Source organism: Cellulophaga fucicola, from assembly GCF_900119145.1.
GTDB classification, from domain to species: domain Bacteria; phylum Bacteroidota; class Bacteroidia; order Flavobacteriales; family Flavobacteriaceae; genus Cellulophaga; species Cellulophaga fucicola.
The window spans coordinates 616,831-641,742 of record NZ_FPIY01000001.1 but is presented as its reverse complement, the minus strand read 5'-3'; the positions used below and the strand labels follow the sequence as shown (position 1 = coordinate 641,742).

Here is a 24,912-nt window from a genome sequence, read left to right as displayed (position 1 = left end):
TTTTCCGCTAAATGGAATTCAATACCGAAACTATTTCTTCAGAAGAGCAGTTATTATTGTACAAACGTATGATAAAGCCACGTTTAATTGAAGAAAAAATGCTTATTTTATTACGTCAAGGCAAAATTTCTAAATGGTTTAGTGGCATAGGGCAAGAAGCTATTTCTGTTGGTGTTACTAGCGCTTTACAAAATAATGAGTATATTTTACCAATGCACCGTAATTTAGGAGTCTTTACTACAAGAGACATTCCTTTATATAGATTGTTTTCTCAATGGCAGGGAAAAGCAAACGGATTTACTAAAGGTAGAGACCGTAGCTTTCATTTTGGTACGCAAGAGTTTAATATTGTTGGGATGATATCTCACCTTGGTCCGCAATTAGGAGTTGCAGACGGTATTGCTTTGGCTAATAAATTAAAAGACAATGGTAAGGTAACAGCGGTGTTTACTGGTGAAGGCGCTACTAGTGAGGGCGATTTTCACGAGGCACTAAACGTTGCTGCAGTATGGCAATTGCCTGTTTTATTCTGTATAGAAAACAATGGTTATGGTTTGTCTACACCTACAAAAGAACAATATTATTGCGAGCATTTGGTAGACAAAGGTATTGGCTACGGTATAGAATCTTACCAAATAGACGGTAATAACATTTTAGAGGTATATACTAAGGTAAATGAATTGTGCGAGAGCATTAGAAAAAATCCTAGACCTATATTAATAGAGTTTTTAACGTTTAGAATGCGTGGTCATGAAGAGGCTAGTGGTACAGCTTATGTTCCAGACAATTTATTAGAAGAATGGGCAAAAAAAGATCCTATAGCTAATTATGAAACTTTTTTAAAAAGTAAAAAAGTTTTAGATGATGATTTAATTGCTAGTATTACCTCTGCTATTAAAACCGAAATAAACGAAAATTTACAGCTTGCTTTTGATGAGCCTAAAATAAACTCTACTGTAGAGAATGAGTTATATGATGTTTTTAAACCATTTAATTTTGAAGAAATAAAACCTGTAGGTATAGAAAAAAATATACGTTTGGTTGATGCTATTTCTGAAGGCTTAAAACAAGCTATGGAAAAGTATGAAAATCTTGTGATTATGGGACAAGATGTGGCCGAATATGGCGGTGTATTTAAAATTACAGATGGTTTTGTGGCCGAATTTGGTACAGAACGTGTGCGTAACACACCAATATGTGAGTCTGCTATAGTTTCTACCGCAATGGGCTTGTCTATTAATGGGTACAAAGCTGTTATGGAAATGCAATTTGCAGATTTTGTAAGTAGTGGTTTTAATCCCATTGTAAATTTACTTGCTAAATCTCATTACCGTTGGGCAGAAAATGCAGACGTTGTAGTTCGTATGCCTTGTGGTGGTGGCGTTGGCGCAGGACCTTTTCATTCGCAAACAAATGAGGCTTGGTTTACAAAAACACCAGGTTTAAAAGTGGTTTATCCTGCTTTTCCTTATGACGCTAAAGGTTTATTAGCAACAGCAATAGAAGATCCAAATCCGGTATTGTTTTTTGAGCATAAAGCATTGTACAGAAGCATATACCAAGATGTACCAGAAAACTACTATACATTACCCCTAGGTAAAGCAAGTCTTTTAAAAGAGGGTAGTGCAGTTACTATTGTAACCTATGGTGCAGGTGTACATTGGGCATTAGAAACCTTAGAGAATAATATAGAGATTAGTGCAGACCTTTTAGATTTAAGATCATTAACGCCTTTAGATACAGAAGCTATATATGCATCTGTGCAAAAAACAGGTCGACTTATTATTTTGCAAGAAGATAGTATGTTTGGCGGTATTGCAAGTGATATTTCTGCAATGGTTATGGAAAATTGTTTTGAGTATTTAGATGCACCAGTTAAGCGTGTAGCAAGTATAGAAACACCAATACCATTTGCTAAAGATTTAGAAAAAGAATACCAACCAAGAGAACGATTTGAGCAAGAACTAAAAAAACTGTTAGCGTATTAAAACACTAACAGTTTTTTAAACAACATTTAAATGTTGCTAAAAGCTAAAATGGAAACACATTACTAATGCGTTTTCATTTTAGCTTTTCTTTTTTCTAATTGTCTGCTTAAATCATCTACACTAGATGTAATAGCTGCTTCATATGATGCTTCACTAGATTCCGAGAACAATCTTGGTCCAGGAGCACTTAAACGCACACCTATTACTTTTCCTTTTTCTGGAGAGCTAGTGTTTTCTTTTTTAAAGAACACATCGGCACTTACAATAAAGTCGTACTTATTAAAAAGTTTGTCAATTTTCTTAGCTATTAATATTTCTAAGCGGTTACTAGCTGTAACCCCGTCGTAGTGAAAGTTTATGTTCATAGGTCAAATGTTTTCTTTGTTTGAAGGTACATATAGTACACGAAAAAATCAAATGTTTAAACCTAATATTATATTAAAGTTAAAACATTATTACCAAGTTCATATTTAAGACTTTCTAAATTAATAGGTTGCATTTTTATTGAAAAACAAAAAAAGCGCAGCTTTAACAGCTGCGCTCGTAAAATTTAATAGAAAAATAAGATCTATTCTTCTTGTAATTCTAGACCTACAATAATATTTGTAGTAATTTCCTCTTCTGTTTCTTCATCTATAATAGTCTCACTTTCGTAAGTAATTACAAATGTTTTTCCTTTTAAAGAATCATCAGATAAATCGTGCTGTGTTAAAGCTTCTGCGCTAGCGCCTTGAAACTCTAAAGTAGAACCATCTTCTGCTGTAAATTGATAAACTTCGTTTTCAAAACCAGCATAAGTAGCAGTTACTGTTTCTGTAGAAACTAAAGAAGTTACTGCAGTTGCTAAAGCGAATAATACAATTGATAATGTTTTCATAGTGTTCAAATTTATTTAGGGTTAATAACTGATATATCTACGCAGCCAATAATTTTTTAGATGTTACAAAAAGTTAAGTTTTTGCATTTTTAACCTTTAATTGTTTCAAATTTAACAATTTGTGATTTATAACTTACTGATTAGTAGTGAATTGCGTATTTTATATGTAATTATGTTAAATGTTTAAATTATTGCTAATTATAAGGTAGTAGCATTGCTAATATGCAAAATTGGAGCGTTATACCTATAACTATTCTTCTAATAACTCTAAATCTACTATGGTATACTTTACAATATCCTCTTCAGTTTCTTCATCTGTATAGGTTAAAGACTCATAGCTAACAGTAAATGTTTTGCCAACCAAAGCCTCATCTATAATATTGTATTTTTCTAATGCTTCCGGACTAATATCATCAAACTCCATAGTTGTTCCTTCTTCAGTAGTAAAAACATACATGTCATTTTCTAAACCAGTGTAGCTCCCTGTAAAAGTTTCTGTTGTAAATGTAGATACAACGGCTGTTGCTAAAGCAAATAATATAATACTTATTGTTCTCATTTTGTTTTGTTTAAGGGTTAAATCCTATCTACGTTTTGTATATAATTCTTGGATCTTGGAAAAAGTAGAATTATGAAAAATAAAATTTTAGAACCCCATAATATTGTATTTCATAATAATTAAAGTTTATGTTTTTCTAAGTAATCTAATAAGTATCTTTATTGTTAGGTATACTATTTGCTGTAGACCCGTAGTTAGAATAAACCAATTAAGTAATTTGTTCTTTCATAATTATTAAAGAAGTTAAAATTTTATGCATAAGAACACTAATTCTAATACAAACACACTTCGTTTTTCTGTTTTAGACAGACCAGAACAACTTAAAAAAATAGCATCTACTAAATTCGATTTAATTATTATTGGTGGTGGTGTAACTGGTGCAGGTATTGCGCTAGATGCTTCTTCTAGAGGCTTAAGTGTATGTTTGGTAGAGAAAAAAGATTTTGCCTCTGGCACAAGTAATAAGTCAACCAAGTTAATACACGGTGGTTTACGTTACTTAAAACAATTAGAGATAGGATTGGTTAGAGAATCTGGATCTGAGCGTGCTATTGTGCACAAATTAGCGCCTCATTTAGTGGTTCCAGAAAAAATGTTATTGCCTTTAATAGAAGGCGGTACGTATGGTAAAATGATGACTGCCATTGGTTTAAAAGTCTACGATATGCTTGCCAATGTAGAGGGAGATGACAGACGTAGAATGTTAGACAAAGAAGAAACTTTAGATAAAGAACCTTTGTTAGATAATGCCGTTGTGCTTGGCAGTGGTTATTATGCAGAATACAGGACAGATGATGCTAGATTAACCATAGAGATACTTAAAAAAGCTACGGAGTTTGGTGCTACTATAGTAAACTATTGCGAAATGGAGTCTTTTGTATACAACAAAGACCATATAATAGAAAGCCTTAATTGTGTAGATAAAAACACCGGTAATACGCTTAATATTAGCGCTATTAACTATGTTTCTGCAGCCGGACCTTGGGTAGATACATTGCGTAAAAAAGATGCGTCTATGAGCAAAAAACACCTGCATTTAACAAAGGGTGTACATCTTGTTTTTCCGTTTGATAAATTACCTATAAAGCAATCTGTCTATTTTGATGTAGAAGATGGCCGTATGATCTTTGCTATACCGCGTGGTAGATCTACCTATGTGGGTACAACAGACACCAATTATTCTGGTAATTTAGAAAGGGTAGTGGCTACAGAAGATGATGCAGATTATTTATTAAACGCCGTAAACCATACATTTCCTGGCTTAAATTTAACTGTAGATGATATAGAATCTAACTGGGCAGGTTTACGACCACTTATTCACGAAGAAGATAAAGATCCTTCTGAATTATCTAGAAAAGATGAAATATTTGTTTCTTCTAGCGGATTAATTTCTATTGCTGGCGGAAAACTTACAGGGTACAGAAAAATGGCGCAACGTGTTATAGATACTGTATTAAAGACTGTTACAGACGATAAAAAAAAATCTTTGCGCGATTCTATTACAGAAGAATTACCACTGGTAGAACCTGCAATGACGTCTGATGAAGAAGTTGCTGCATACCAAAAAGAATTAGAAATAGAATTGAAAAAACTACATATTACAGATGCATATTATGCTTGGTATTTGTGTACTACATATGGCAAAAAAGCATCAACCATTTTAGAGAAAGCAGCATCTTTTACAAGTACTAATGCTTTAGAGAATCTTATTAGGGCAGAACTTTGGTATTGTATTCATTTTGAAATGACAAACAGTCTTACAGATTTCTTTGTACGTAGAACTGGTCGTTTGTATTTTAATATCTCTAGTATTTCTACATTTCTAGATTGTATTGTAGATGATTTTGTTTCGTATTTAAATTGGGATACTATTAGAGTTGTATTAGAAAGAGAAAAAATGCAGTTGTTACTTAAAGATGCTGAAACATACTACGCAGAAGAATTTAAATAAATACAGAAGAAACCACAATGTAAGAGTGGTTCTAAATATTCTATTTTACATAATATAAATTATAATACAAATTATATGTAATAAAATTGGATAGCTATAATTCAATATTATGTAAAATATCCCACAATGTGTTGTTTTATAACAAACGTTTGTACTTGGGTCATTAAACATCTGTATTTAACTTATCGTATAAATTGAATATTCTGTACAATGAAGTATTTTTAAATACGCGATTTACGAGGAAGTTTAGAACTACTAAGTTTTGTACTATAATTAGTCGCTATGTAAAATTGCCTCTGCCAATGCGCTCGATTGCTTTTTTAAAATAATTATGCTATCGCATTAATTTTTTAAAACACAATTTTCAACCGCATTGCCAGCGCCAAAAAAAAGCTAGCTTTTAACTATTATTAAAATTCTCGTTTTCGAGGAAATTGTTAGTTGTAATTTTTTTCACGAGATTCTCGTTAAGTTGCCACAAGAGTATAAAATTTAAGAAAAATAAATTTCCATACACTTGTTCTATTTATAATTCCAATTAAGCTTTTCTGAAATTCTATTTTACATAATATATAGAACTAACAATTAAAGTTTGTCAATCATATTCTCTAAAGCATTTTTACTTAATTCAAGAATTACTTTTTAAAACACATATATTTCTCAATTAGATAAATGCTCTAACATCACGACATTACTTTTAAATATAGAATTAGTGTTTAAAAAACTATTGTTCAAACATGAATTGTTTTGGAATAAAATATTCGGAATTGAGTCGTATCTCATATTAAAATTTTCTGTCTGGATTAAATGGACTTAAATCTAAAGTAGTCTTTTTTTCTGAAATTATTTCGGAAACTAACTTCCCTGTTGCTGGTCCTAAACTCCAACCCATCATTGCATGACCTGTTGCGATTGTTAAATTAGTACACTTAGATGATTTGCCAATGTAAGGTAATCCATCTGGAGAACAAGGTCTTAAACCACAATCTGCAGCTTCTTTTTCTACTTCAGAAATATTCAAATTAGTATAATAATTCTTTGCTGCATTGGCAATAGTTTGTACTCTAATTGGATTAATATTATGATTGATTCCAGCGATTTCCATTGTGCCAGCAAAACGTGTAAATCCTTGCATTGGAGTAACTGCTACTTTTGCTTCGCATAGTATTGCGGGAATTGTAATTCCTGTTTCTCTGTTTACATTAATTCTGTATCCTTTTCCTGCTTGTATTGGAATTTGTAACCCTAGTTTTTTAGTCAATAATGGGCTCCAACTTCCTGCTGCTAAAACAACTTCGTCAGCTTTTAATTCTTGTTTGTTTGTTATTATTTTTGAAACTGTTCCGTTTGTTACTTCAATATCTTTTACGTCTTCATTAGCATAAAAAATAACGCCTTTTGTCTTTAAATACTTTACCATTTCTGGCATAAAATCTGTTGGAGTCATATGTGCATCCGAATCAAAATAAATAGCGCCTTTAATATTCAGGTTTGCATTTGGCTCTAGAACATCGACTTCTTTTTTAGTTAAATTTTTAACACCTAAACCTTCTTCAATTCCACGTTTACCAATCTTCCATTCTGCTTCACCAACCTTATCAGATTGATAGCACATTAATAAACCTTTACGTTCATAATGAAAATTAAACGCGTTAGATGCTTTAATAGCTTCGTATAAATCTCGACTTAAAATATTAATAGCTTTAATTACTGGAATTGCTTTTTCTACTTTAGACGCAGTAGCCGATTTTTTAAATGCCCAAGTCCATTTTAAAAAATCTGCATTTAAACGCGGTTTAATATAAAAAGGACTAGTTGGATTAAACATCCACTTAATCCCTTTATTAATCATTCCTGGAGCTGCTAACGGAATAAAATGACTAGGTGTTATATAGCCCGCATTAACATAAGATGCACCGCTTGAGAAATTAGATTTATCAATTATTGTTACTTGATGGCCTTCTTCTAAAAGATAATAAGCTGTACTTAAACCTATTATTCCTCCACCAATGATTATTACGTTTTTATTCATATTAAATTACTTGGAAACCATGTGCATAAGGATCATCTTGATCATCAATAGTAATAGTATTGTGCCCAAAAACTTTTGCCCATCCTTGAATGCTTGGTATTATGGCTAGTTTACCATCCAAAATGGTTTCTTTTTCAACACGTCCTATAAATTTACTACCAATAAAGCTTTCGTGTATAAAAGGCTCATCAATTTTTAATTTTCCTTTGGCATACAATTGTGCTAATCTAGCAGAAGTACCAGTTCCACAAGGACTTCTATCGATAGCTTTGTCTCCATAAAACACTGCATTTCTTCCTGATGATGTTGGGTCTATAGGATTACCTGTCCACAACATATGCGTTACATTTTTTATGGTTTCATTTTCTGGATGCACAAATTGATTAGGATATTTTTCGTTAATTCTGTTACGCACTATTTGAGAATATTGAATAATCTTGGACGCTGTAAAATTATGAACACCAGAGAAGTTTTTCTGAGGATCTACTATGGCATAATAATTTCCGCCATAAGCAACATCAAACGTAATCTCTCCTAATTCTGGACAATCTATTGTTAACTCTTGAGCAGCTAAATAACTTTTTACATTAGTAAGTTTTACCCATTCTACTTTATTGTTTACTTGCTTGTATTCAATTTCTACTAAACCAGCAGGCGCTTCCATTTTAATTTTCCCTGGAATTTTGGGTTGTATTAAACCCTCTTCAATTGCAATTGTAATGGTACCAATTGTACCATGTCCACACATTGGTAAGCAACCTGATGTTTCAACAAATAAAATAGCAAAGTCATTTTCTGGATTATGTGGTGGATACAAGATGCTACCACTCATCATATCATGTCCTCGAGGCTCAAACATTAACCCTTTTCTGATCCAATCGAATTCTTTTAAAAAATGAAGTCGTTTTTCGCTCATGGTATTTCCAATTAATTTAGGACCTCCACTTTTTATAACTCTAACAGGGTTTCCGCAAGTATGAGCATCTATACAAACAAACGTGTGCTTACTCATTTCTTAATTTTTTGTTCTTAATCCATCAATAACCCTAAAAATATTGGAAGGATTATCGTTTTTTAATTCATTTGGCAACAAATTATTTGGCCAATCTTGATAACTAAACGGACGTACCCAACGTTTTATAGAACCTATTCCAACTGCTGTAAACCTACTATCTGTAGACGCAGGATATGGACCTCCATGTACCATAGATTCGCAAACCTCTACTCCTGTTGGAACTCCGTTAAAAATAATACGTCCCACTCTATTTTGTAGTGCAGCAATTACTGCTGAATAGTTAGCAACTTCATTGGCATCAGAAATTACAGTTCCTGTTAATTGCCCTTCTAAACTAGCGATAATGGTTTCTAATTCTGATGCGTTTTCACATTGGACAATCATAGAAAAAGGTCCAAAAACTTCTAAATGTAATGTCGGATTTTCTAAAAATGTTTTTCCATGGACAGTAACAATAGCTTGTGCTGCATAATTATTTTGAAGGTCTAATGTATAGTTTGCTGTTACTGTAACGTTAGCTTGCGACACTACTTTTTCTTTATTACTGATGTATCCTTTTTTAATATTTGGATGCAACATACATGACGGATTTATTTTAGTAATTTCTTCCGATACATTATTTATAAAGCTTGTTAAAGCGTCGCTTTTAATACCTAATAATAATCCAGGATTTGTACAAAATTGACCAGTCCCTAAAGTGATAGAACTTGCATACGTTTTAGCAATGTCTGCTTGTATATTTTCTAATGCTTTTGGCAAAATTATAACCGGATTTATACTTCCCATTTCTGCAAAAACAGGGATTGGCTCTGCTCTTTTTGAAGCTAAATCTAATAAGGCTCTTCCTCCTTTTATGCTTCCTGTAAAACCAACTGCTTTTACTTTTGGGTGTGCCACTAATTGTTGCCCAACTTCTATTCCGCTAGAATTTAAATTAGAAAACACACCATTTGGCATTCCTGTTTTTTCAGCTGCTTTAATAATTGCAGATGCTACTAGTGCTCCTGTTCCAGAATGCATTGGATGCGATTTTACAATTACTGGACAACCTGAAGCTAAAGCTGCTGCTGTGTCTCCACCAGCTGTAGAATAGGCTAAAGGAAAATTACTTGCGCCAAAAACAACAACTGGACCTAAAGGAATTAACATTTTTCTGATATCGGATCTTGGCATTGGCTCTCTATTAGGTTGTGCTGTATCTATTGTTGCTTCAACCCATGATCCTTCTGCTACTAAATTTGCAAAGCTTCGTAATTGTCCAATTGTTCTTCCTCTTTCTCCTTTTGCTCTTCCTTCTGGCAAACCTGTTTCTGAGCAATATGTTTTGACTAATACATCGTCTAGTGCTAAAATTTCATCTGCAATTGCGTTTAAAAATTCGGCTTTTTTAATTCCAGAAACTGCTCTAAATTCTTTAAAAGCTGATGCTGCTAAATTTACTGCATCATCAATTTCTTGAGCTGTTGCTTCTGTAAAAACAATAGCATTCTCTGTATTTAATTCCGGATTAAAAGTTTTATATGTTTTGGTTCCGTTGGCAGATAATTGATTGCCTATAAAGTTTTTTCCTGATATCATCTTTACTAATTTTTTAAATGTTTTTTCAATTTTACTGGTTTGTAAGCTACCTTTTTTTGATTATCGATATTTTGCAATAATAGCTTGAGATGAAAAACCTTTTCTCCAAATCATCTCTAGAATTATGATAAACGTGTTATAATGTCTATATTTTGCCTTCTTTAAAAACGAAGCTTTCTCTTTTTTGAATATTTGAAAGGCTTACCCTATTAAGTCCAGAACTTCAAGTCTTTCTTTTGCCAGAATATATCTTGCACGTACATCATCAATTTGCTGTTGCGTTAATTTCTTACCAAAAGTACGAAGCCCTCCAGCAACATCATTATGATGAATTCCCATAGCAAGCTTAAGATATTCCATAAGCAGTGGCTGAGCATCTAGATACGATAATGAATTTAAAGCCTGAGAAATTTTGTATGCCTCAGCCCATTCTCCATTTAAAACATACTCCTGCATAGTAACACTTGCTTTTGGGAAGATAGTACCTACACCTGTAATACCACCACTTGCTCCAGCAAGTCCTGCATATACAGTTACTGTGTCTACTCCAGCCAAAACTTTTAAATCTTTGTTCTCTAACATCAAGGTTTCAATAATTGAAACATCTATAGTCGATATTTTAAGAGCAGTTACCTTAGGAAGAACAGAAAGTCTTTTAAGAAGGTCTGTTGAGAGCGCATGATAACCGGCTGCATCAGGATTGTTATAAGGCATAATTGTTACGCCTACATCTTTTGCAGTCGCTTCAGAAAGTGCATAGTACTCATACATTTCTTTTTCAGAAGGAATCGCCTTAGTTTTTGGTGGCATAACCATGACTGTATCAACTCCAACTGTTGCAAGTCCTTCAACAATTTTAGCAAGTTCTTCCTTAGTTTCTGCTGCTGCTCCGCTAATTAACGGGACATTGTATTCTTTAGCAACCTCAGAAAGGGATTTAAGTAAAGAAAGACGCTGCTTGGTGCTCAGGTAGCTATTCTCACCCAGTGTTCCAGAACCGACAAGTCCGCTCATTCTGCTTCCGCCTTTTCCTTGAACCTTTAAAATACCTGCAGCCTGTTTTTGTGTTGCTTCAAAGTCAATTTCAAGAGCGCCAGATTTTGACTCCTTCAACCATGTAAACACAGCTGGCATTACGCCATTCCATTGTATACTCATAATTCTATTTTTAATGTTAGTAAAATTAAAGAGTTAACAAATATTAAAATAAGATTAAATTACTCACTTTAGATACTATATTATCCTTAATAACACATAATTTTGTATTATTGAATAATTTTAGATTAAAATACAACTATTTGAAATGAAAGTTTTACCCTTTAAAATTCCTAAACCAGAAAATAACGCCTTGATTTATCAAGAAGATATTGAATTGGTGTTTTATGATAAACTGCACCAACATGACGAAATTCAAATAAGTTTTATTGAAAAAGGGAATGGTACTTTATTGGTTGGTGATCGTATTTCTAGCTTTGCTGAAAATGATATTTTTGTTATTGGAAGCAATTTACCTCATGCTTTTAAAAGTGATAAAAATGCAGTAAGCGACTCTAAAATGTTGAGTCTGTTTTTTACAGCATCTTCTTTTGGAGATACTTTTTTTGATTTAAATGACTTTGCAGAAATTAACCATTGCTTTACAAATTTCTCGCAAGGGTTAGTAGTACAAACAAATAAGAATGCTATTATTGACGCCTTTTTTAAACTTAAAACAGCGTCAAAATTAGAGCGTTTTATTTTGTTATTAGAAATTTTAAAAATTATATCGGTGTCCAAATACCAACCGCTTTCTAATTTTGTTTACACTAAAAAATATTCTGATCTTGAAGGAAAAAGGATGCGAAATGTATTTGATTTTACATTAGAAAACGCGTATCAAAATATAACCTTGGATGATGTTGCAAGCGTTGCTAATATGACAAAAAATGCGTTTTGTAAATATTTTAAAAAGCGAACGAACAAAACGTTTGTTAGTTTTTTAATTGAATTACGAGTTGAAAATGCTTGTAAATTATTAAGTACTGACAAGGATTTATCTATTAACGACATTGCTTTTAAATCGGGATTTAACAACACTTCTAATTTTAATAGACAATTTAAAATGATAAAACACATGTCTCCCAATACGTTTAGGAAGACTAATCTTTAATGTAACCTATACTATTGTGTTTTCAATTGATATTTGACATAATTAAAGATGTAATTACAAGTGATTTTATTGGTTCCACCAGAATTAAATAAATTACTGGCTTAAATTTCCATTCCACACACATTCCACTTCTCTCCTATCGTCGTTTCGTAAAAAGTGTTTACTCGCTCGCTATCTTATATTTGATAAATAGGAGCTCGTGAACCTCATTGAGATTATTTGGTATAGCTACGCCCAACCTAATCTCAATATTCGGTTTCATTACATTGCAGATGAAACTTTTGAGAATAAATTTATTTAAGAAACTGTAGTTTGCCAAAGCGCTAGCTGGCTCATTCGCTTAAATAGATACAGAAATTTTTAAATACGCGATTCTCGTGGATTGGTTTTTAGAAGAAATATTAATTCAGTTGCTGTAAAAAAACTAATTTAGCTTTTAGATGAAATTAAGATTTACACAAATTAAAGAATATTTAAAGGAACCTTATCCTTATTACTATGACAACACAAAAAGATTATTTGTTTTACTAATACTTATTTCCATATTAAGTTTTAGTTTCTCTTATTTTTTTGAGCCTTTTGGTTTTAATGTTACTGAGCATAAAATTAATTCTATATGGATTATATTATTTCATGCATTTATTCCTGTTCCTATAGCTTATATCTATTTTAGATTATTAGATATAACACTAAAAGATAATACTGTTTGGACTCTTGGTAAGGAAATTTTTCACTTATCCATTATTCTTTTAATTATAGGTATTTGTAGTTTTTTAATAAGAGATCTAATTTATACAAATCCTGATAATTGGTCTTTGCGTTATTTATGGGAAGAAATGCGTAATACCTTTTTAGTAGGGTTTCTTTTAATACTAATTATATTACCACTAAACTTAGAGCGACTAATAAATAAGCATACAACTAATTTAAGAGAACTTCCAAAAAACAAAGCTTTAGAGTTACAAAACAATATCATAATTTTAATAAATAGCTCCGTTTCTAATGATAATTTTGAACTAAAAATTAAAGACTTTCTTTTTGCAAAAGTAGAAAGTAATTACACAGAAATAGTCACTTCTTCTGCCAACGGAATTCGTAAAAAATTAATTCGTATTACACTTAAAGAACTAGAAAAGCAATTACAACCAGTAGACCAATATATCTTTAAAACACATCGTTCTTACTTGGTGCATTTAAATGCTATTGAATCAATTTCTGGTAATGCTCAAGGTTACCAATTGTCATTAAAAAATTGTTCAATTACAATTCCTGTTTCTCGCTCTAAGACTACCAAGTTTAATGCTGCCTACACTAAAGCATAAATAAAACATTTTGTATTTCGTCACTTCTTCTTGCAGACTATCACAAATATATAATCCCTTATTAATTAGTTTTTAAGTTTACGCACTAACTAAAAAATAGAGATTTTGGTAAATAAAAAAAGACGATACGATCTAGATTGGTTCCGTGTAATTGCTATACTTGCCGTATATGTACACCACATTTGTATGCCTTTTAACGGAGATAAATTTCATATAATGAATTTAGATTCTAGTAAATTGCTAGATGATATTATGGTGTTTTTTGAGCAGTTTAGGTTACCGCTATTGTTTTTAATATCTGGCACAGGAACTATGTTAGCGTTTTCTAAAAGAACGTGGTTTCAATTCCTAAAAGAACGAAGTACACGTTTAATAATTCCGCTTGTTTTTGGTATATTTTTTATTATTCCACCGCAAACGTATTATGAATATATAGATAAGTATACTAACTATATAGAGGTTTATAAAAGTGGATTGTTTCCAACAAATCATTTATGGTTTATAGAGAATCTTTTTGTTTTATCTGTTGTTTTAATTCCATTAATTTTACTGATAAAATCATCTAAATCTATTAAATTTATTAATGCCCTTGATGTTATTTCTTCTAAAACCTACGGAATATTATTATGGGTAATTCCCTTACTAATAGGAACCATTTTGCTCAAAAAAATATACCCCGACGAGTCAAAAAATATTACAAACCTTTCTTCTACTTTTTATTACGGTTATTTTTTTATTTCAGGAATTCTTTTTGCCACATCTAAAAATATTTGGAAATATCTAAAGTTACACAGAAAATTAAATCTTATAGCGTTTATAGTAAGTTCCATTTTATTTTACACCTACTATTTTTTACCAAATGAATATGTATCTCCGTATGTATCTAAAAGCGTTAGATGGAGTATTTGGTATGTAGTTTGTGCCTTAGTAAGTTGGACACTCATAACTACATTACTTGGATATGGACAAATTTGGTTTCATAAAAAAAGTGAGTTACTCAAAAAATGTAACGAGGCAATATATCCGTTCTATATACTTCATCAAACAATAATTATTGTAGTAGGTTATTATATCATTCAATTGCAAATGTCTATTTCTTCTAAAATTGTATTATTAGTTTTTACTACCTTCCCGTTAATTATAATTATATATAGATTATTAATTTACCCTTTTAAAATAACCAGAATACTATTTGGAATGAAAAAAAGAGATAAGTTTAATAAATAGCTATTTTACTATAGACACACTCCACCTACCTCCTATCACTATTGCTGGCTGTATGTTTGCGTGTTTTAATTGTAATGAAAAGGGAATTTCTAAATACCCGATTTTCTTAGATTCCTACGAGATTATTTTTTTGGTTTTATGGTGTTTGTTGGTTTATAATATTTAGAAATTCTTTACGGGTCTCAGTATCTAAAAAACAGCCACCATATTCTAAAGTTGTTGTAAAGCTACTTTGGTCTTTTATACCTCTAGAGGAAACACAAAGGTGTTTTGCTGTTACCGAAACAATAACATCTTTAGTTTCTAAAACAGTTTGCAAATCATTTAATATTTGGATAACCAAACGTTCTTGAACTTGTGGCCTACGTGCATAATAATCTACCAAACGATTAATTTTAGATAGTCCAATTACTTTATTTTTAGGTATATATGCAACATTTGCATAGCCTATTATGGGTAAAAAATGATGCTCGCAAGCAGAATCTATAGTAATATTCTGTTCTACTAGCATTTTTTTATAACTGTACTTATTTTCAAAGGTGGACAGTTTAGGTTTGTTTATTGGGTTTAGTCCATAAAATAATTCTTTTACATACATTTTTGCAACCCGGTATGGTGTGCCAGATAAACTATCATCAGTTAAATCTAGTCCCATCTCTTCCATTATCATTTTAAAATGATGCTGAATATTCTTTATTTTTTCATCGTCAGATTTATTAAAGGCATCTAGACGCAAAGGCGTTTTTATATTTGTTGAAAAATGATTATCTCCTGCTTTTATAATTTCTTCTTTACTTTTCATTTACACAACAATTAGTGGTTTTACATTGGCAGTATTTTCTATTGTATAAATGCAAAGCAATAAGTAGTAAAGCCGGCGCATATAAAAGGCTTTCTGGAAAGTTAAACCACGCTATTTTTTCATTTAATATAATTACAAATAGAAGAATCCAACTGAACCATAGGGCTGGCTTTATCCAATTACTTGTAGTAGTTTTTGTAGAACGGTAAATGGCAAAAAATGAAATTATTAAGAATAAATAATCTATAGATTTCCACCAAATTGGTGTAGCACTACAACAAGTTATAGAGCACGTTTGCGCTATAAATAATAGTGGTGTAGCCACACAATGTATAAGACATAGTGAGCTTGCAATTGCTCCTATGTTATCTGATTTTTGGTTTGTGATAATCATTACATATTTTATTAATACAACTAAGTTGCAAATATAATATTATTATCACATAACGCAACATAGTTGCATTAAAATGCCTTTATCTTTTTTGTAGACTTTAGTTACGCTCTATTTGTACTAGGGAAATTTTAAGGAAAACAAAACTTATTACAATACCTATAATGAGTTTAATTGGCAATCAACAGCTATTTAAGAAGTATGCAATTGTACTATTAGTTGATTAAAATAGTACTGGCAGCGTATTTACTTAAGAATTTGTATTGCTAACTGAAATAGTTAAAGCTATGCTATCGCTTTCCTCCTACGTAGTTGCATAAACAATTTTAAATTAGAATATATGAACCTTATAAATTAGGTAACACTAATTTTAGTATCTAAAAGGTTCCGCAATTATTAATGTAACACATTAATTTGTATTAGTTCTTCTAAGCCTTCTTTACTTATTGGTTTGTTAGTAATACTCTTTATACCTGCTTTTAGGCAACGCTCTTTAACTTCACTAATTTCTAATGCTGTTAATGCAACAATTGGTATATTGTTATTCTTTGCTTTAATAGCTTTAGATGCGTCAAAACCATTCATAAATGGCATATTTAAATCCATAAGTATTAAATCGTAAACATTGTTGTTACATAATTTTACAGCTTCTAAACCATTTTTTGCAATTGTGCATGTATAACCAAGAGATGTAATTAGCTTACTTGTAACAAGTTGGTTTATCTTATTGTCTTCTACAACTAATATATTTATGTTCTTTTTAGTTTGTACAGGTTCTATGTTTAAATCATCCTTTAAAACCTCGCATTCTAATATAAATGAGAACTGAGACCCCTTACCTACATTACTATTTACAGATAATGTACTACCCATAATTTTTATTAAATGCCTAACAATAGGTAGTCCTAGGCCAATGCCATAAGATGTATTTTGTTCTGAATTTCCTTGTTTAAAGTTATCAAAAATCACAGCTAGATTTTTTTTAGATATGCCAATTCCTGTATCTGAAACCTTAAACTCTATATCATCTTTATTTTCTTTTCTCTTAACCAAGTCTACAGAAACTTTAACAACACCATTTTTAGTGTGCTTTATGGCATTATCAATTAGTTTTATAAGTACTTCTGACAAATTAGCGCCATCAATCTTGTACACTTCTAAAATGTCTTTAGAAATGTTTAAGACCAATTGAGTTTCTTGTTGATCTGCTAAGTAATTTAAAGAGCTTACTATATTTTTTAAAAGCGAATGTAAATTAACCTTAGTTATTTCTAAACTAACACTATTAGACTCTACCTCATTAATTCTTAGTATATTATTTACAACGGATATTAAATGATCTCCAGAAAATTTTAAAGAATTAAGGAGTTGCTCTTGGTTGCTTTTTGCTTCTTTATTTTCTATAAGCATATCTGTAATACCAACAATTCCGTATAAGGGTGTACGTAATTCATGGCTAATGTTTACTAGCAATTCAGATTTTAATCTATTAGCACGTTCAGCTTCATTTTTAGCTTGCAAAAGTGCCTCGTTTTTTTTCTCTAGTTTTACAAAAGACAAGCGTTTTTTGTAATTATAAAACACTAAAAAACAAGTACTTAAAAACAACAAGCAACCAATACCTACTATAATTATATAATTGGTTTTTAACTTAGATGCTTTAGCTGCTTCCTTAAACTCATTCACTTTAAAATTTGCTGTAACTTCTTCTATTTGAAGGTTTTTTTCAGCATTAAAGTTTAAATCTTTATAATAATATTGTTTTTTAAGGCTCTCAATTGCCAAATCATATTCACCTAATTCTTGATGAATTTCATGTTTAAAATCATAAATATCTATTAGTTCTCTATTCAGCTTATGCTCTTCTCCTATTACTCGCGCTTTTTCTATATAGCTTGCAGCAACTTTATAATTGCTTTTTAACTTGTAGTATATGGCAAAATTTAAATTCAATAGCGCAGCATTTAAGGGCTTTTCCTTATCAATTTTTGTTAATTGCTTTTCTGCTTTTATAATATATGGATAAGCTTTATCTGCATCTTCAAAATTTAAATACATACCAGCTATATTAAAATACGTTAAAAATGCATATTCGTTTTTACCTGCTTTTAATGCGTGTACTATGGAGGTTTCAAAATAGCTTGCGGCTTTATCTGCTGTACTAAAATCAATTGAATATATATTTCCTAAACCATTAAGACTAGCTACATTTACAAAGTAATTATCTGTGTTTTTGGCTTTATTTAATGCTATATTATAATACTTTTTAGCATTATCGGCATCATCAATTATTAGGTAGGTATTAGCTAAACTTACATAAGCTTTTGCTTGTAGTGTTTTATCATTTTTTGCACTAGCAAATTTTACTGCAGAAATAGCAGACTCAAGTGCATCTTTATAATTTCCATTTAAATTTTGTTTCTTAGATAATACAATTAATACATTTACACTATCTACAACTTTATCTAAATTACTTTGAGAGAAAACAGTCACATTATTGCAACATACAAGTAAGATTAGAAGTAGCTTTTTTTTCAATATGTATGTTTTAGTATTCTCATTTAATATAAAAAGAATATTTTAAAAACAGCTTAAAAAAGAATAAATACCGATAAACGTACACGCTACTTCCCTCCTAGTACTGTTATTTGTACTTTTTTGTCATTAAAATACATACTACTAATAAATTGCGTATTCTGTATTTAGGTACAGAAATTTTTAAATACGCGATTCTCGTGAAATTGGCTTTTTATAAAAAAACACTATCAAAAAAAAGCAGAATGTAAAATTGATGTACTAAAAATTACTGGCTTTTAAAAACGAGCATCCTAACAAAGCCAAAGTTCTGTTTTAATTATAAGCAAATTAGCACAATCTCAATAAGGTTAATAATATTACGAATTGAGTTAATGCTTCAGGCAGAATACATTTAATTTGGCATAACAATACGTACAGAAACAACTAACGTAACTGTTTAACAATTAAAACAACTACATATGTCAATACTAACAATTATACTAAATATAATACTACCACCTTTAACAGTATTTATGAAACACGGAATAGGAAAAACATTTTTTATTAGTCTTATACTAACTATTATTGGTTGGTTACCAGGAGTTATACACGCATTTATAGTTAATGATTAAATGCGTTAGCAACTTAATATTTAATAATACATACAGAAGTACTTTGGCTAAAAATTAGTAGTTTTTACTTTTTTACTAAAGTACTTTGTTGTATTGGTGTTAGTTGTATTTATTTTAGGGAGCAATTAGTAATATTTTATATTCTCCGTCTATTTTTCTGAAAATAAATTTAAAAGCATCATCTAAGATGAAGTCTGCTCTATCTCTTGTTTTATGATTAGCTCCTTGAAAAAAAATATCTCCATCCTTGATTTTATAATATTTTAACGTTGACAAGTTTCTTTCCTTTCTTCCCCGGCTTATAATTTCTGCAACTTCGTTTACATTATAAAATTGCATTTTAAAGTTATTAAGGTAATATTGATAATCTAGAGAGTCGTTTTTTACGATGGAATTACATAATTCCATCAACTGAGGCTTTAAGGCAGATTTAGGTATTATTGTGTCTCTCATCTTATGAAAAAATACAATACTGTCATTTATTGAGTTATAATATTGATCACAATTATGTTCTATTACTGACTTAACTACATTTAAACAGAAGGTTCTTTGGTCTTTGCTGACATTAAGGGTGTCTTGACCAAAAGCAAACATTGGTACAATTAAAACTATAAATATTATTTTTCTCATCTTTTTTATCTCGTCTAATGGTGTAGTGTATGATTTTGTTACGTGGTTTAAGCACCTAATTTAGCAAATAAATCACATATAGAAAGTCTGATAGTCACTAGGCTTCTAGGCTATTTTTTAATCTTTTTCTATTCTAAAGCTGTTACCTTTTGAGATATTTATTATAAGCTCTTTTACTTTTAAAAATGGTATCCTTCGCTATAGTCTCAGAAGATGATTCCGTATAAATTACTAATTCTCGTATTTCTCCAGGTTTAAAATTTAAATTTTCAAAATTTAATGTTGGGGTCCTCCCATATTCGTAGGGTATTATCTCTAATTTGTATAATCCGTTAATTATTTCTGTTTTAAAATCACCATTAGAATCAGTAATTGTTTTAAATTCTTTGTTGTTTTCTTTATTAAGAAAAATTAGTTCAATTCCTTCTTCTGCATTCAAAGCATAATTATTCACCTTTCCGGTAATAAAAACAACTGTGGTGTCTGCAATTCCTTTCAAATTATTTTCTTTAATCTCACCCCAAAAAAGTGGGTGAAATTTAGATATCTTCGCTGGATAATGTTTTCCCATTATACAAGAATAAAGACTAATTGAGATAAATGAAACTAAACAAATATATCTAAGTGAAACCTTTCTGTTTTGAATTTCTTTTTTCATATTACTGCAAACCTGTTTGTGTAAAATTAGTTGCGTGTTTAAGCACCTAATTTAGCAAATAAAAACCGAATAGAAAATCCGTAAGGACTTTCTAAACTAGCTAAAACTAGTAATTAATTATAGACGGTGTTATGCCCAGTTTTTTTTATTAATTCAAACTTTTTATTTCTTTATATAAATTCATTAGATGAATCATAGACATATCAATTAAAGGTTCAAACATAAATGCATTAATATGAATGTTTTCAGGTGTCATTAAGTTGACTTTATCTATTTTCAAACTATTTTGACTGTCAGGATATTTTTTACAATATTCTTTAAACAAAACTTGAGTTTGGTTTTTATTTATAGCTTTTAAATCAAAATCAGGAAGTTTATTAATCAAGTATTTTTCTGTTTCTAATCTAATTGCAACTGCTAAACAAATTTTATTTTCTAGAGCTATTTCATTTGAGTCATCTGATTTTATAGAATCTGCTGTTTTGATTATTAACTGAATTAAATTTTCTTCTCCAAAATCAATTGCTTTATCTTTTAAAAAGATTAGTTTCTTTTGAAATATTTTAAAAATGTCTTTAGCTAGTAAATTTTCTGACTCTTCTTTTCGATGCAAGCAACTTGTTAGGATTAAATAATCTTGATTATTCTTGCTTTCACTGTATTCAATTAAGTTCCTTACAAATGCAATCAAGCTAATAAAAAACTTCTCTTTCTTAAATTTTTTAATAAAATAACTAAAAACATCATTTACATATTCACCTTTATGTAAAGTGATTTCATTTTCTGAATTTTTTGTTGTCATATAAATTACATCTCTATTTAAATACAGTCTTGATGTAATGGTTCTATAGAAGTCAAAATTATGAGTTAAAATAATAACTTTAAAATCATTTTTTTCGTGAATCTCTTTTATGTATTCAATAATTGCAAATTTATTTTTATAGTCAAATGAATCTGCAACATCATCGAATATTAGTAAATCTCTACTTTGCTTTAATTTTCGAGCTTCAATTTCGAATAGGAAATGTAAAATAAAATAAGCTCTTTGTTCTCCTTTACTTAGTATTGAAAGTAAATTATCTCGGGTTTGTTTTATTGGTTCTTTTCCTCTGTCAGAATAATCAAAGTTTAGATTAGCTGTCTCTTGTTTTAATATTATATCTTCTTGGTTTATAATATTTACTTTAAAAGGAACGTGAAACCTAGAATTAAAGGTGGTTACAATATTTTTCCATAAAGTAAATTCCTTTTTAGCATCGCTAATAATTTTTTCTAACCTAGCTTTTTTGGATTTATAAAAATCTAATAATTCTATTGCTTCTTCCTTTATTTCTGAAAAATAATTAATCCAAATTTCTTGTTTAAATTTTTCATAATCCTTTAGTTTAATTAGAATTAAGTTGTTTTTTTCTAAAACGTTTTTAAAAGACCTTAATTCTGCATTAGCACCAATTGCTTTATCTACTTTTTCAAAGGATGCTTTTAGTTTTTCATCATTTAAAATATTTTGAATTTCATCTTGAATTATTGATTTTAAATTTTCTACATTTTCTATTTCAGTACCATCTTCTAAAACAAACTTATGACCTGCTTGAAAAAAAGAATTATCTTCAATAGATTTGATAATAACGTTTGCTTGATAAGTCCCAAAAGTATTATCAGTTGAATCTTTAAAGAACCTTGATTTAGAAATAATATTTTTGTAATCATTAATGTATTGGTCTAAAATAGTTTTGTTTTTATCAAGAAATTTTTTCACGTTTCCTTTCCTGTCAAAAACATCATTATATCTAAAATCAAATTTTTCAAATTTTGCTTTTAGATTAATAATTTGTTGATTTAAAACCTCAAAAAAATTAGCGTTTTCATCTTCTGAAAACGTATTTATAAATTCTGTTTCACAATCCGTACTTTGTGATATAATTTTTAGTTTTTTTATAAATTCGACTTTATTGTCATTTAATTCTTTGTAGATAGAATCATATTCTTGTTTTAATTCTTTACTAGCTAAGAAACTGCTGATTTTACTTGATGCATCGAAATTATTATCTTCAGCGTTTATTACTAATATATCTTCTGGATTAATCTCCTTATTTTCAATTAGAACTTCGTATTTAGTAATTCTATTCTTATAAATTCTATCGCTAGGTTTTTGTTTCGAATCATTTTTCGAAATTAAATCAAATGTTTTTGCGAAAGAGGTTTTCATCGTTCCATTTGGGGCGTAAATTAGATATGAATTACTTATGCTGAAATCAAATAAGTGGTCTAATTTTCCGATTCCGAAACAATTTTCAAATTGAATATGAAGTTCTTCTTTCATTCTGAGTTTTTATGGAAATTACAGCTAACTACATATAAACGCACATAGTGTAGTTTGGTTTACTTTTGGTTGTTTAATTCCCCTACAATGTAGAACTATTTTTTTTACTACAATTACGGATATGTGTACTTGGGTACTATTTATTTATAAATGGTATAAAATTAATTATGTGTAACATCTTTTATCCTAAATACAAAATGCTACTTCCCTCCTGCTTTGTACAAAAGAAAATACTAAAAAACTTATGTATTTAACTACACCTTAATAACATCTGCTACAACACCTTGTACTTTAAAGTCTGTAGTTAAAATAATTGGTTGGTGTTTTGGGTTTGTAGAGTGAGGTTTTAAAACAAGGTTGCTACCGTTGTTTATAAACTCTTTAACCGTTGCTTCATCATCTAACAAGGCAAGTACTAGATCTCCGGTTTCTGCAGTATGCTGGCGTTTTATTAGTAGTAAATCGCCACTGTTTATTCCTTTTTTGTTCATAGAGTCTCCTGTAGCTCTTAGCAAAAAATAATCTGAAGGTTTTTTTACTAGCTTGGTAGAAACTTCAATTTTAGCTTCAATATGTTCTTCTGCAAAAATTGGCAATCCGCACGCTACAGAGCCTACTAAAGGTATACTAACAGTGTCTGTTTTAACTGTATTATTGGTGTTAAAAACTGCTTGGTTGCCGTCTAACAAATCTCTGGCTTCTACTTGTAAAATATGGGCAATTTCATACAACAATTCTAAACTAGGTTGCCTCCTATTCTGTACATAAGAATTTACCATATTGTAACTTTTACCTAGCTTTTCTGCTAACCAAGTTTGCTTTATTCCTTTGTCTTCTAATACGTACTTAATACGGTTCATAACTGCATTATTTTCAGTGTCAAATATAGTAAATTACACACTTATATATCATAATATGAGATATAAATTAATTACAAAATGTGTTTTTTATTTGTTTACATTGTATCTTTACAGTCTAAACTCAAATTTTTAGGTATGTCTTTTGAACGTGTACAAGAAAAATTAAACATCCTTGCAGATGCTGCAAAGTATGATGTATCATGCTCCTCTAGCGGTAGCAACAGAACAAACACTAATAAAGGATTAGGTAATGCATCTGCTTCTGGTATTTGCCATACGTATACAGAAGACGGCCGTTGTGTATCGCTACTAAAAATACTACTTACCAACTATTGTATATTTGATTGTGCCTACTGTGTTACGCGCAAAAGCAATGATATTAAGCGTGCTGCTTTTAAAGTACAAGAGGTGGTAGATTTAACCATAAACTTTTACAGACGTAATTATATTGAGGGTCTTTTTTTAAGCTCTGGAATTTTTAAAAGTGCAGACTATACTATGGAACGCTTGGTTGCTGTGGCTAAAAAATTGCGTTTAGAAGAAAACTTTAACGGATATATACATTTAAAATCTATTCCTGGTGCTAGTGATGAGTTAATGCGTGAGGCTGGTTTATATGCAGATAGACTAAGTGTAAATATTGAAATTCCGACTGAAAAAGGCTTAAAGCTTTTGGCTCCAGATAAAAATAGAGCCGATTTTATTAAACCTATGATAAAGGTTAAAAATGAAATTATACAGTATAAAAAAGAAAAGAAACTTATTAAAAGTACGCCAAAATACGCACCTGGTGGACAAAGCACACAAATGATTGTGGGCGCTAGTGGTGAAAATGACATGCAAATTATGTACACCTCTAATTACTTTTACAAAAATTTTAATTTAAAACGTGTGTACTACTCTGGTTATGTGCCTATTAGTTATGATACGCGCTTGCCACAAATTGGAACTCCTGTTCCTATGCTACGCGAGAACAGACTGTACCAAACCGATTGGTTATTGCGATTTTATGGGTTTAATATTGAAGAAATTTTAAACGAACAGCACCAACATTTAGATTTAGATATTGATCCTAAATTAGGATGGGCTTTACGTAATTTACACGAGTATCCTATAGATGTAAATAAGGCCGATAAGCATATGCTGGCAAGAATACCTGGTTTGGGTATGAAATCTGTTTATAAAATACTAAAAGCTAGACGTTACAGAGAACTTAATTGGGACCATTTAAAAGCTATTGGCGTATCGTTAAATCGTGCGCAATACTTTTTAGTTTGTGCGTCTAATAAATTTGAAACTAGAGATTTAACTGCCGAAAAAATTAAGGGGTTAATATTACAAAACTCCAGCAGTAAGTATACAGATTTACTTAGCAACCAATTAAATCTTTTTGGATAGACT

Annotated in this window: 21 protein-coding genes and 1 pseudogene; 7 read left to right on the top strand and 15 right to left on the bottom strand. The window is 30.3% G+C overall.

Annotated features, from left to right (window positions below; genetic code table 11):
• Positions 1 to 11 precede the first annotated feature (11 nt).
• On the top strand, positions 12 to 1,988 hold the full coding sequence (locus BT107_RS02790; protein WP_072302230.1) for an alpha-ketoacid dehydrogenase subunit alpha/beta: 1,977 nt from the start codon (positions 12 to 14) through the stop codon (positions 1,986 to 1,988).
• A 62-nt stretch (positions 1,989 to 2,050) separates the two neighbouring features.
• Here BT107_RS02790 and BT107_RS02785 read toward each other — a convergent pair whose 3' ends face one another.
• The 3 genes from BT107_RS02785 to BT107_RS02775 form a co-directional block, all read right to left on the bottom strand.
• Positions 2,051 to 2,353 carry an HPF/RaiA family ribosome-associated protein gene (locus BT107_RS02785; RefSeq protein ID WP_072302229.1) on the bottom strand — a complete coding sequence of 101 codons (303 nt, stop codon included), beginning with the start codon at positions 2,351 to 2,353 and terminating at the stop codon, positions 2,051 to 2,053.
• 203 nt (positions 2,354 to 2,556) lie between these two features.
• The gene (locus BT107_RS02780) at positions 2,557 to 2,865 is read right to left on the bottom strand and encodes a hypothetical protein (protein WP_072302228.1); all 309 of its coding nucleotides are present in this window, start codon (positions 2,863 to 2,865) and stop codon (positions 2,557 to 2,559) included.
• A gap of 250 nt (positions 2,866 to 3,115) precedes the next feature.
• A complete protein-coding gene (locus BT107_RS02775) occupies positions 3,116 to 3,424 on the bottom strand; it encodes a hypothetical protein (RefSeq protein ID WP_072302227.1) in 309 nt (102 codons plus the stop codon).
• 253 nt (positions 3,425 to 3,677) lie between these two features.
• Between BT107_RS02775 and BT107_RS02770 the strand changes: the two genes are divergently transcribed.
• On the top strand, positions 3,678 to 5,375 hold the full coding sequence (locus BT107_RS02770; RefSeq protein ID WP_072302226.1) for a glycerol-3-phosphate dehydrogenase/oxidase: 1,698 nt from the start codon (positions 3,678 to 3,680) through the stop codon (positions 5,373 to 5,375).
• A 784-nt stretch (positions 5,376 to 6,159) separates the two neighbouring features.
• Here BT107_RS02770 and BT107_RS02765 read toward each other — a convergent pair.
• The 4 genes from BT107_RS02765 to BT107_RS02750 form a co-directional block, all read right to left on the bottom strand.
• Complete coding sequence (locus BT107_RS02765) at positions 6,160 to 7,407, bottom strand: NAD(P)/FAD-dependent oxidoreductase (RefSeq protein WP_072302225.1); 1,248 nt, start codon at positions 7,405 to 7,407, stop codon at positions 6,160 to 6,162.
• Position 7,408: 1 nt separating this feature from the next.
• Entirely contained in the window at positions 7,409 to 8,419 is a 1,011-nt protein-coding gene (locus BT107_RS02760; RefSeq protein ID WP_072302224.1) for a 4-hydroxyproline epimerase, read from the bottom strand.
• Between the two features lie 3 nt (positions 8,420 to 8,422).
• Positions 8,423 to 10,000 (bottom strand): aldehyde dehydrogenase (NADP(+)), encoded by a 1,578-nt coding sequence (locus BT107_RS02755; protein WP_072302223.1) that lies wholly within the window; start codon positions 9,998 to 10,000, stop codon positions 8,423 to 8,425.
• Between the two features lie 201 nt (positions 10,001 to 10,201).
• On the bottom strand, positions 10,202 to 11,158 hold the full coding sequence (locus tag BT107_RS02750) for a dihydrodipicolinate synthase family protein (RefSeq protein WP_072302222.1): 957 nt from the start codon (positions 11,156 to 11,158) through the stop codon (positions 10,202 to 10,204).
• Positions 11,159 to 11,303: 145 nt separating this feature from the next.
• Here BT107_RS02750 and BT107_RS02745 point away from each other — a divergent pair, with 145 nt between their 5' ends.
• From BT107_RS02745 to BT107_RS02735, 3 genes are all read left to right on the top strand, one after another.
• A complete protein-coding gene (locus tag BT107_RS02745; protein ID WP_072302221.1) occupies positions 11,304 to 12,149 on the top strand; it encodes an AraC family transcriptional regulator in 846 nt (281 codons plus the stop codon).
• Positions 12,150 to 12,589: 440 nt separating this feature from the next.
• Complete coding sequence (locus tag BT107_RS02740; protein WP_072302220.1) at positions 12,590 to 13,471, top strand: LytR/AlgR family response regulator transcription factor; 882 nt, start codon at positions 12,590 to 12,592, stop codon at positions 13,469 to 13,471.
• 105 nt (positions 13,472 to 13,576) lie between these two features.
• The gene (locus BT107_RS02735; protein WP_170854690.1) at positions 13,577 to 14,698 is read left to right on the top strand and encodes an acyltransferase family protein; all 1,122 of its coding nucleotides are present in this window, start codon (positions 13,577 to 13,579) and stop codon (positions 14,696 to 14,698) included.
• Positions 14,699 to 14,834: 136 nt separating this feature from the next.
• Here BT107_RS02735 and folE read toward each other — a convergent pair whose 3' ends face one another.
• From folE to BT107_RS02720, 3 genes are all read right to left on the bottom strand, one after another.
• Positions 14,835 to 15,500, bottom strand: a complete 666-nt coding sequence (gene folE, locus BT107_RS02730; RefSeq protein ID WP_072302218.1) for a GTP cyclohydrolase I FolE — start codon at positions 15,498 to 15,500, stop codon at positions 14,835 to 14,837.
• Positions 15,490 to 15,894 carry a MerC domain-containing protein gene (locus tag BT107_RS02725; protein WP_072302217.1) on the bottom strand — a complete coding sequence of 135 codons (405 nt, stop codon included), beginning with the start codon at positions 15,892 to 15,894 and terminating at the stop codon, positions 15,490 to 15,492. Before BT107_RS02725 ends, folE begins: the two co-directional genes overlap by 11 nt.
• A gap of 393 nt (positions 15,895 to 16,287) precedes the next feature.
• The gene (locus tag BT107_RS02720) at positions 16,288 to 18,429 is read right to left on the bottom strand and encodes a tetratricopeptide repeat-containing hybrid sensor histidine kinase/response regulator (RefSeq protein ID WP_139254264.1); all 2,142 of its coding nucleotides are present in this window, start codon (positions 18,427 to 18,429) and stop codon (positions 16,288 to 16,290) included.
• Between the two features lie 458 nt (positions 18,430 to 18,887).
• Here BT107_RS02720 and BT107_RS02715 point away from each other — a divergent pair, with 458 nt between their 5' ends.
• The gene (locus BT107_RS02715) at positions 18,888 to 19,040 is read left to right on the top strand and encodes a YqaE/Pmp3 family membrane protein (RefSeq protein ID WP_072302215.1); all 153 of its coding nucleotides are present in this window, start codon (positions 18,888 to 18,890) and stop codon (positions 19,038 to 19,040) included.
• Between the two features lie 114 nt (positions 19,041 to 19,154).
• Here the strand turns inward: BT107_RS02715 and BT107_RS02710 are convergent, their stop codons facing one another.
• The 5 genes and pseudogenes from BT107_RS02710 to BT107_RS17650 form a co-directional block, all read right to left on the bottom strand.
• On the bottom strand, positions 19,155 to 19,493 hold the full coding sequence (locus BT107_RS02710) for a hypothetical protein (protein WP_139254263.1): 339 nt from the start codon (positions 19,491 to 19,493) through the stop codon (positions 19,155 to 19,157).
• A 319-nt stretch (positions 19,494 to 19,812) separates the two neighbouring features.
• A complete protein-coding gene (locus BT107_RS02705; RefSeq protein ID WP_072302213.1) occupies positions 19,813 to 20,328 on the bottom strand; it encodes a hypothetical protein in 516 nt (171 codons plus the stop codon).
• 148 nt (positions 20,329 to 20,476) lie between these two features.
• A complete protein-coding gene (locus tag BT107_RS02700) occupies positions 20,477 to 22,651 on the bottom strand; it encodes an ATP-binding protein (protein ID WP_072302212.1) in 2,175 nt (724 codons plus the stop codon).
• 254 nt (positions 22,652 to 22,905) lie between these two features.
• Positions 22,906 to 23,340, bottom strand: coding sequence for a transcriptional repressor LexA (gene lexA, locus BT107_RS17655; RefSeq protein WP_280173621.1), 435 nt, complete (start codon positions 23,338 to 23,340; stop codon positions 22,906 to 22,908).
• Positions 23,335 to 23,511, bottom strand: a pseudogene (locus BT107_RS17650) (helix-turn-helix transcriptional regulator); the annotation flags it as partial. The gene lexA and the pseudogene BT107_RS17650, both read right to left, overlap by 6 nt.
• A 135-nt stretch (positions 23,512 to 23,646) precedes the next feature.
• On the opposite strand from BT107_RS17650, the gene BT107_RS02690 reads away from it, so the two are divergent.
• A complete protein-coding gene (locus BT107_RS02690; RefSeq protein WP_072302210.1) occupies positions 23,647 to 24,909 on the top strand; it encodes a putative DNA modification/repair radical SAM protein in 1,263 nt (420 codons plus the stop codon).
• Positions 24,910 to 24,912 lie beyond the last annotated feature (3 nt).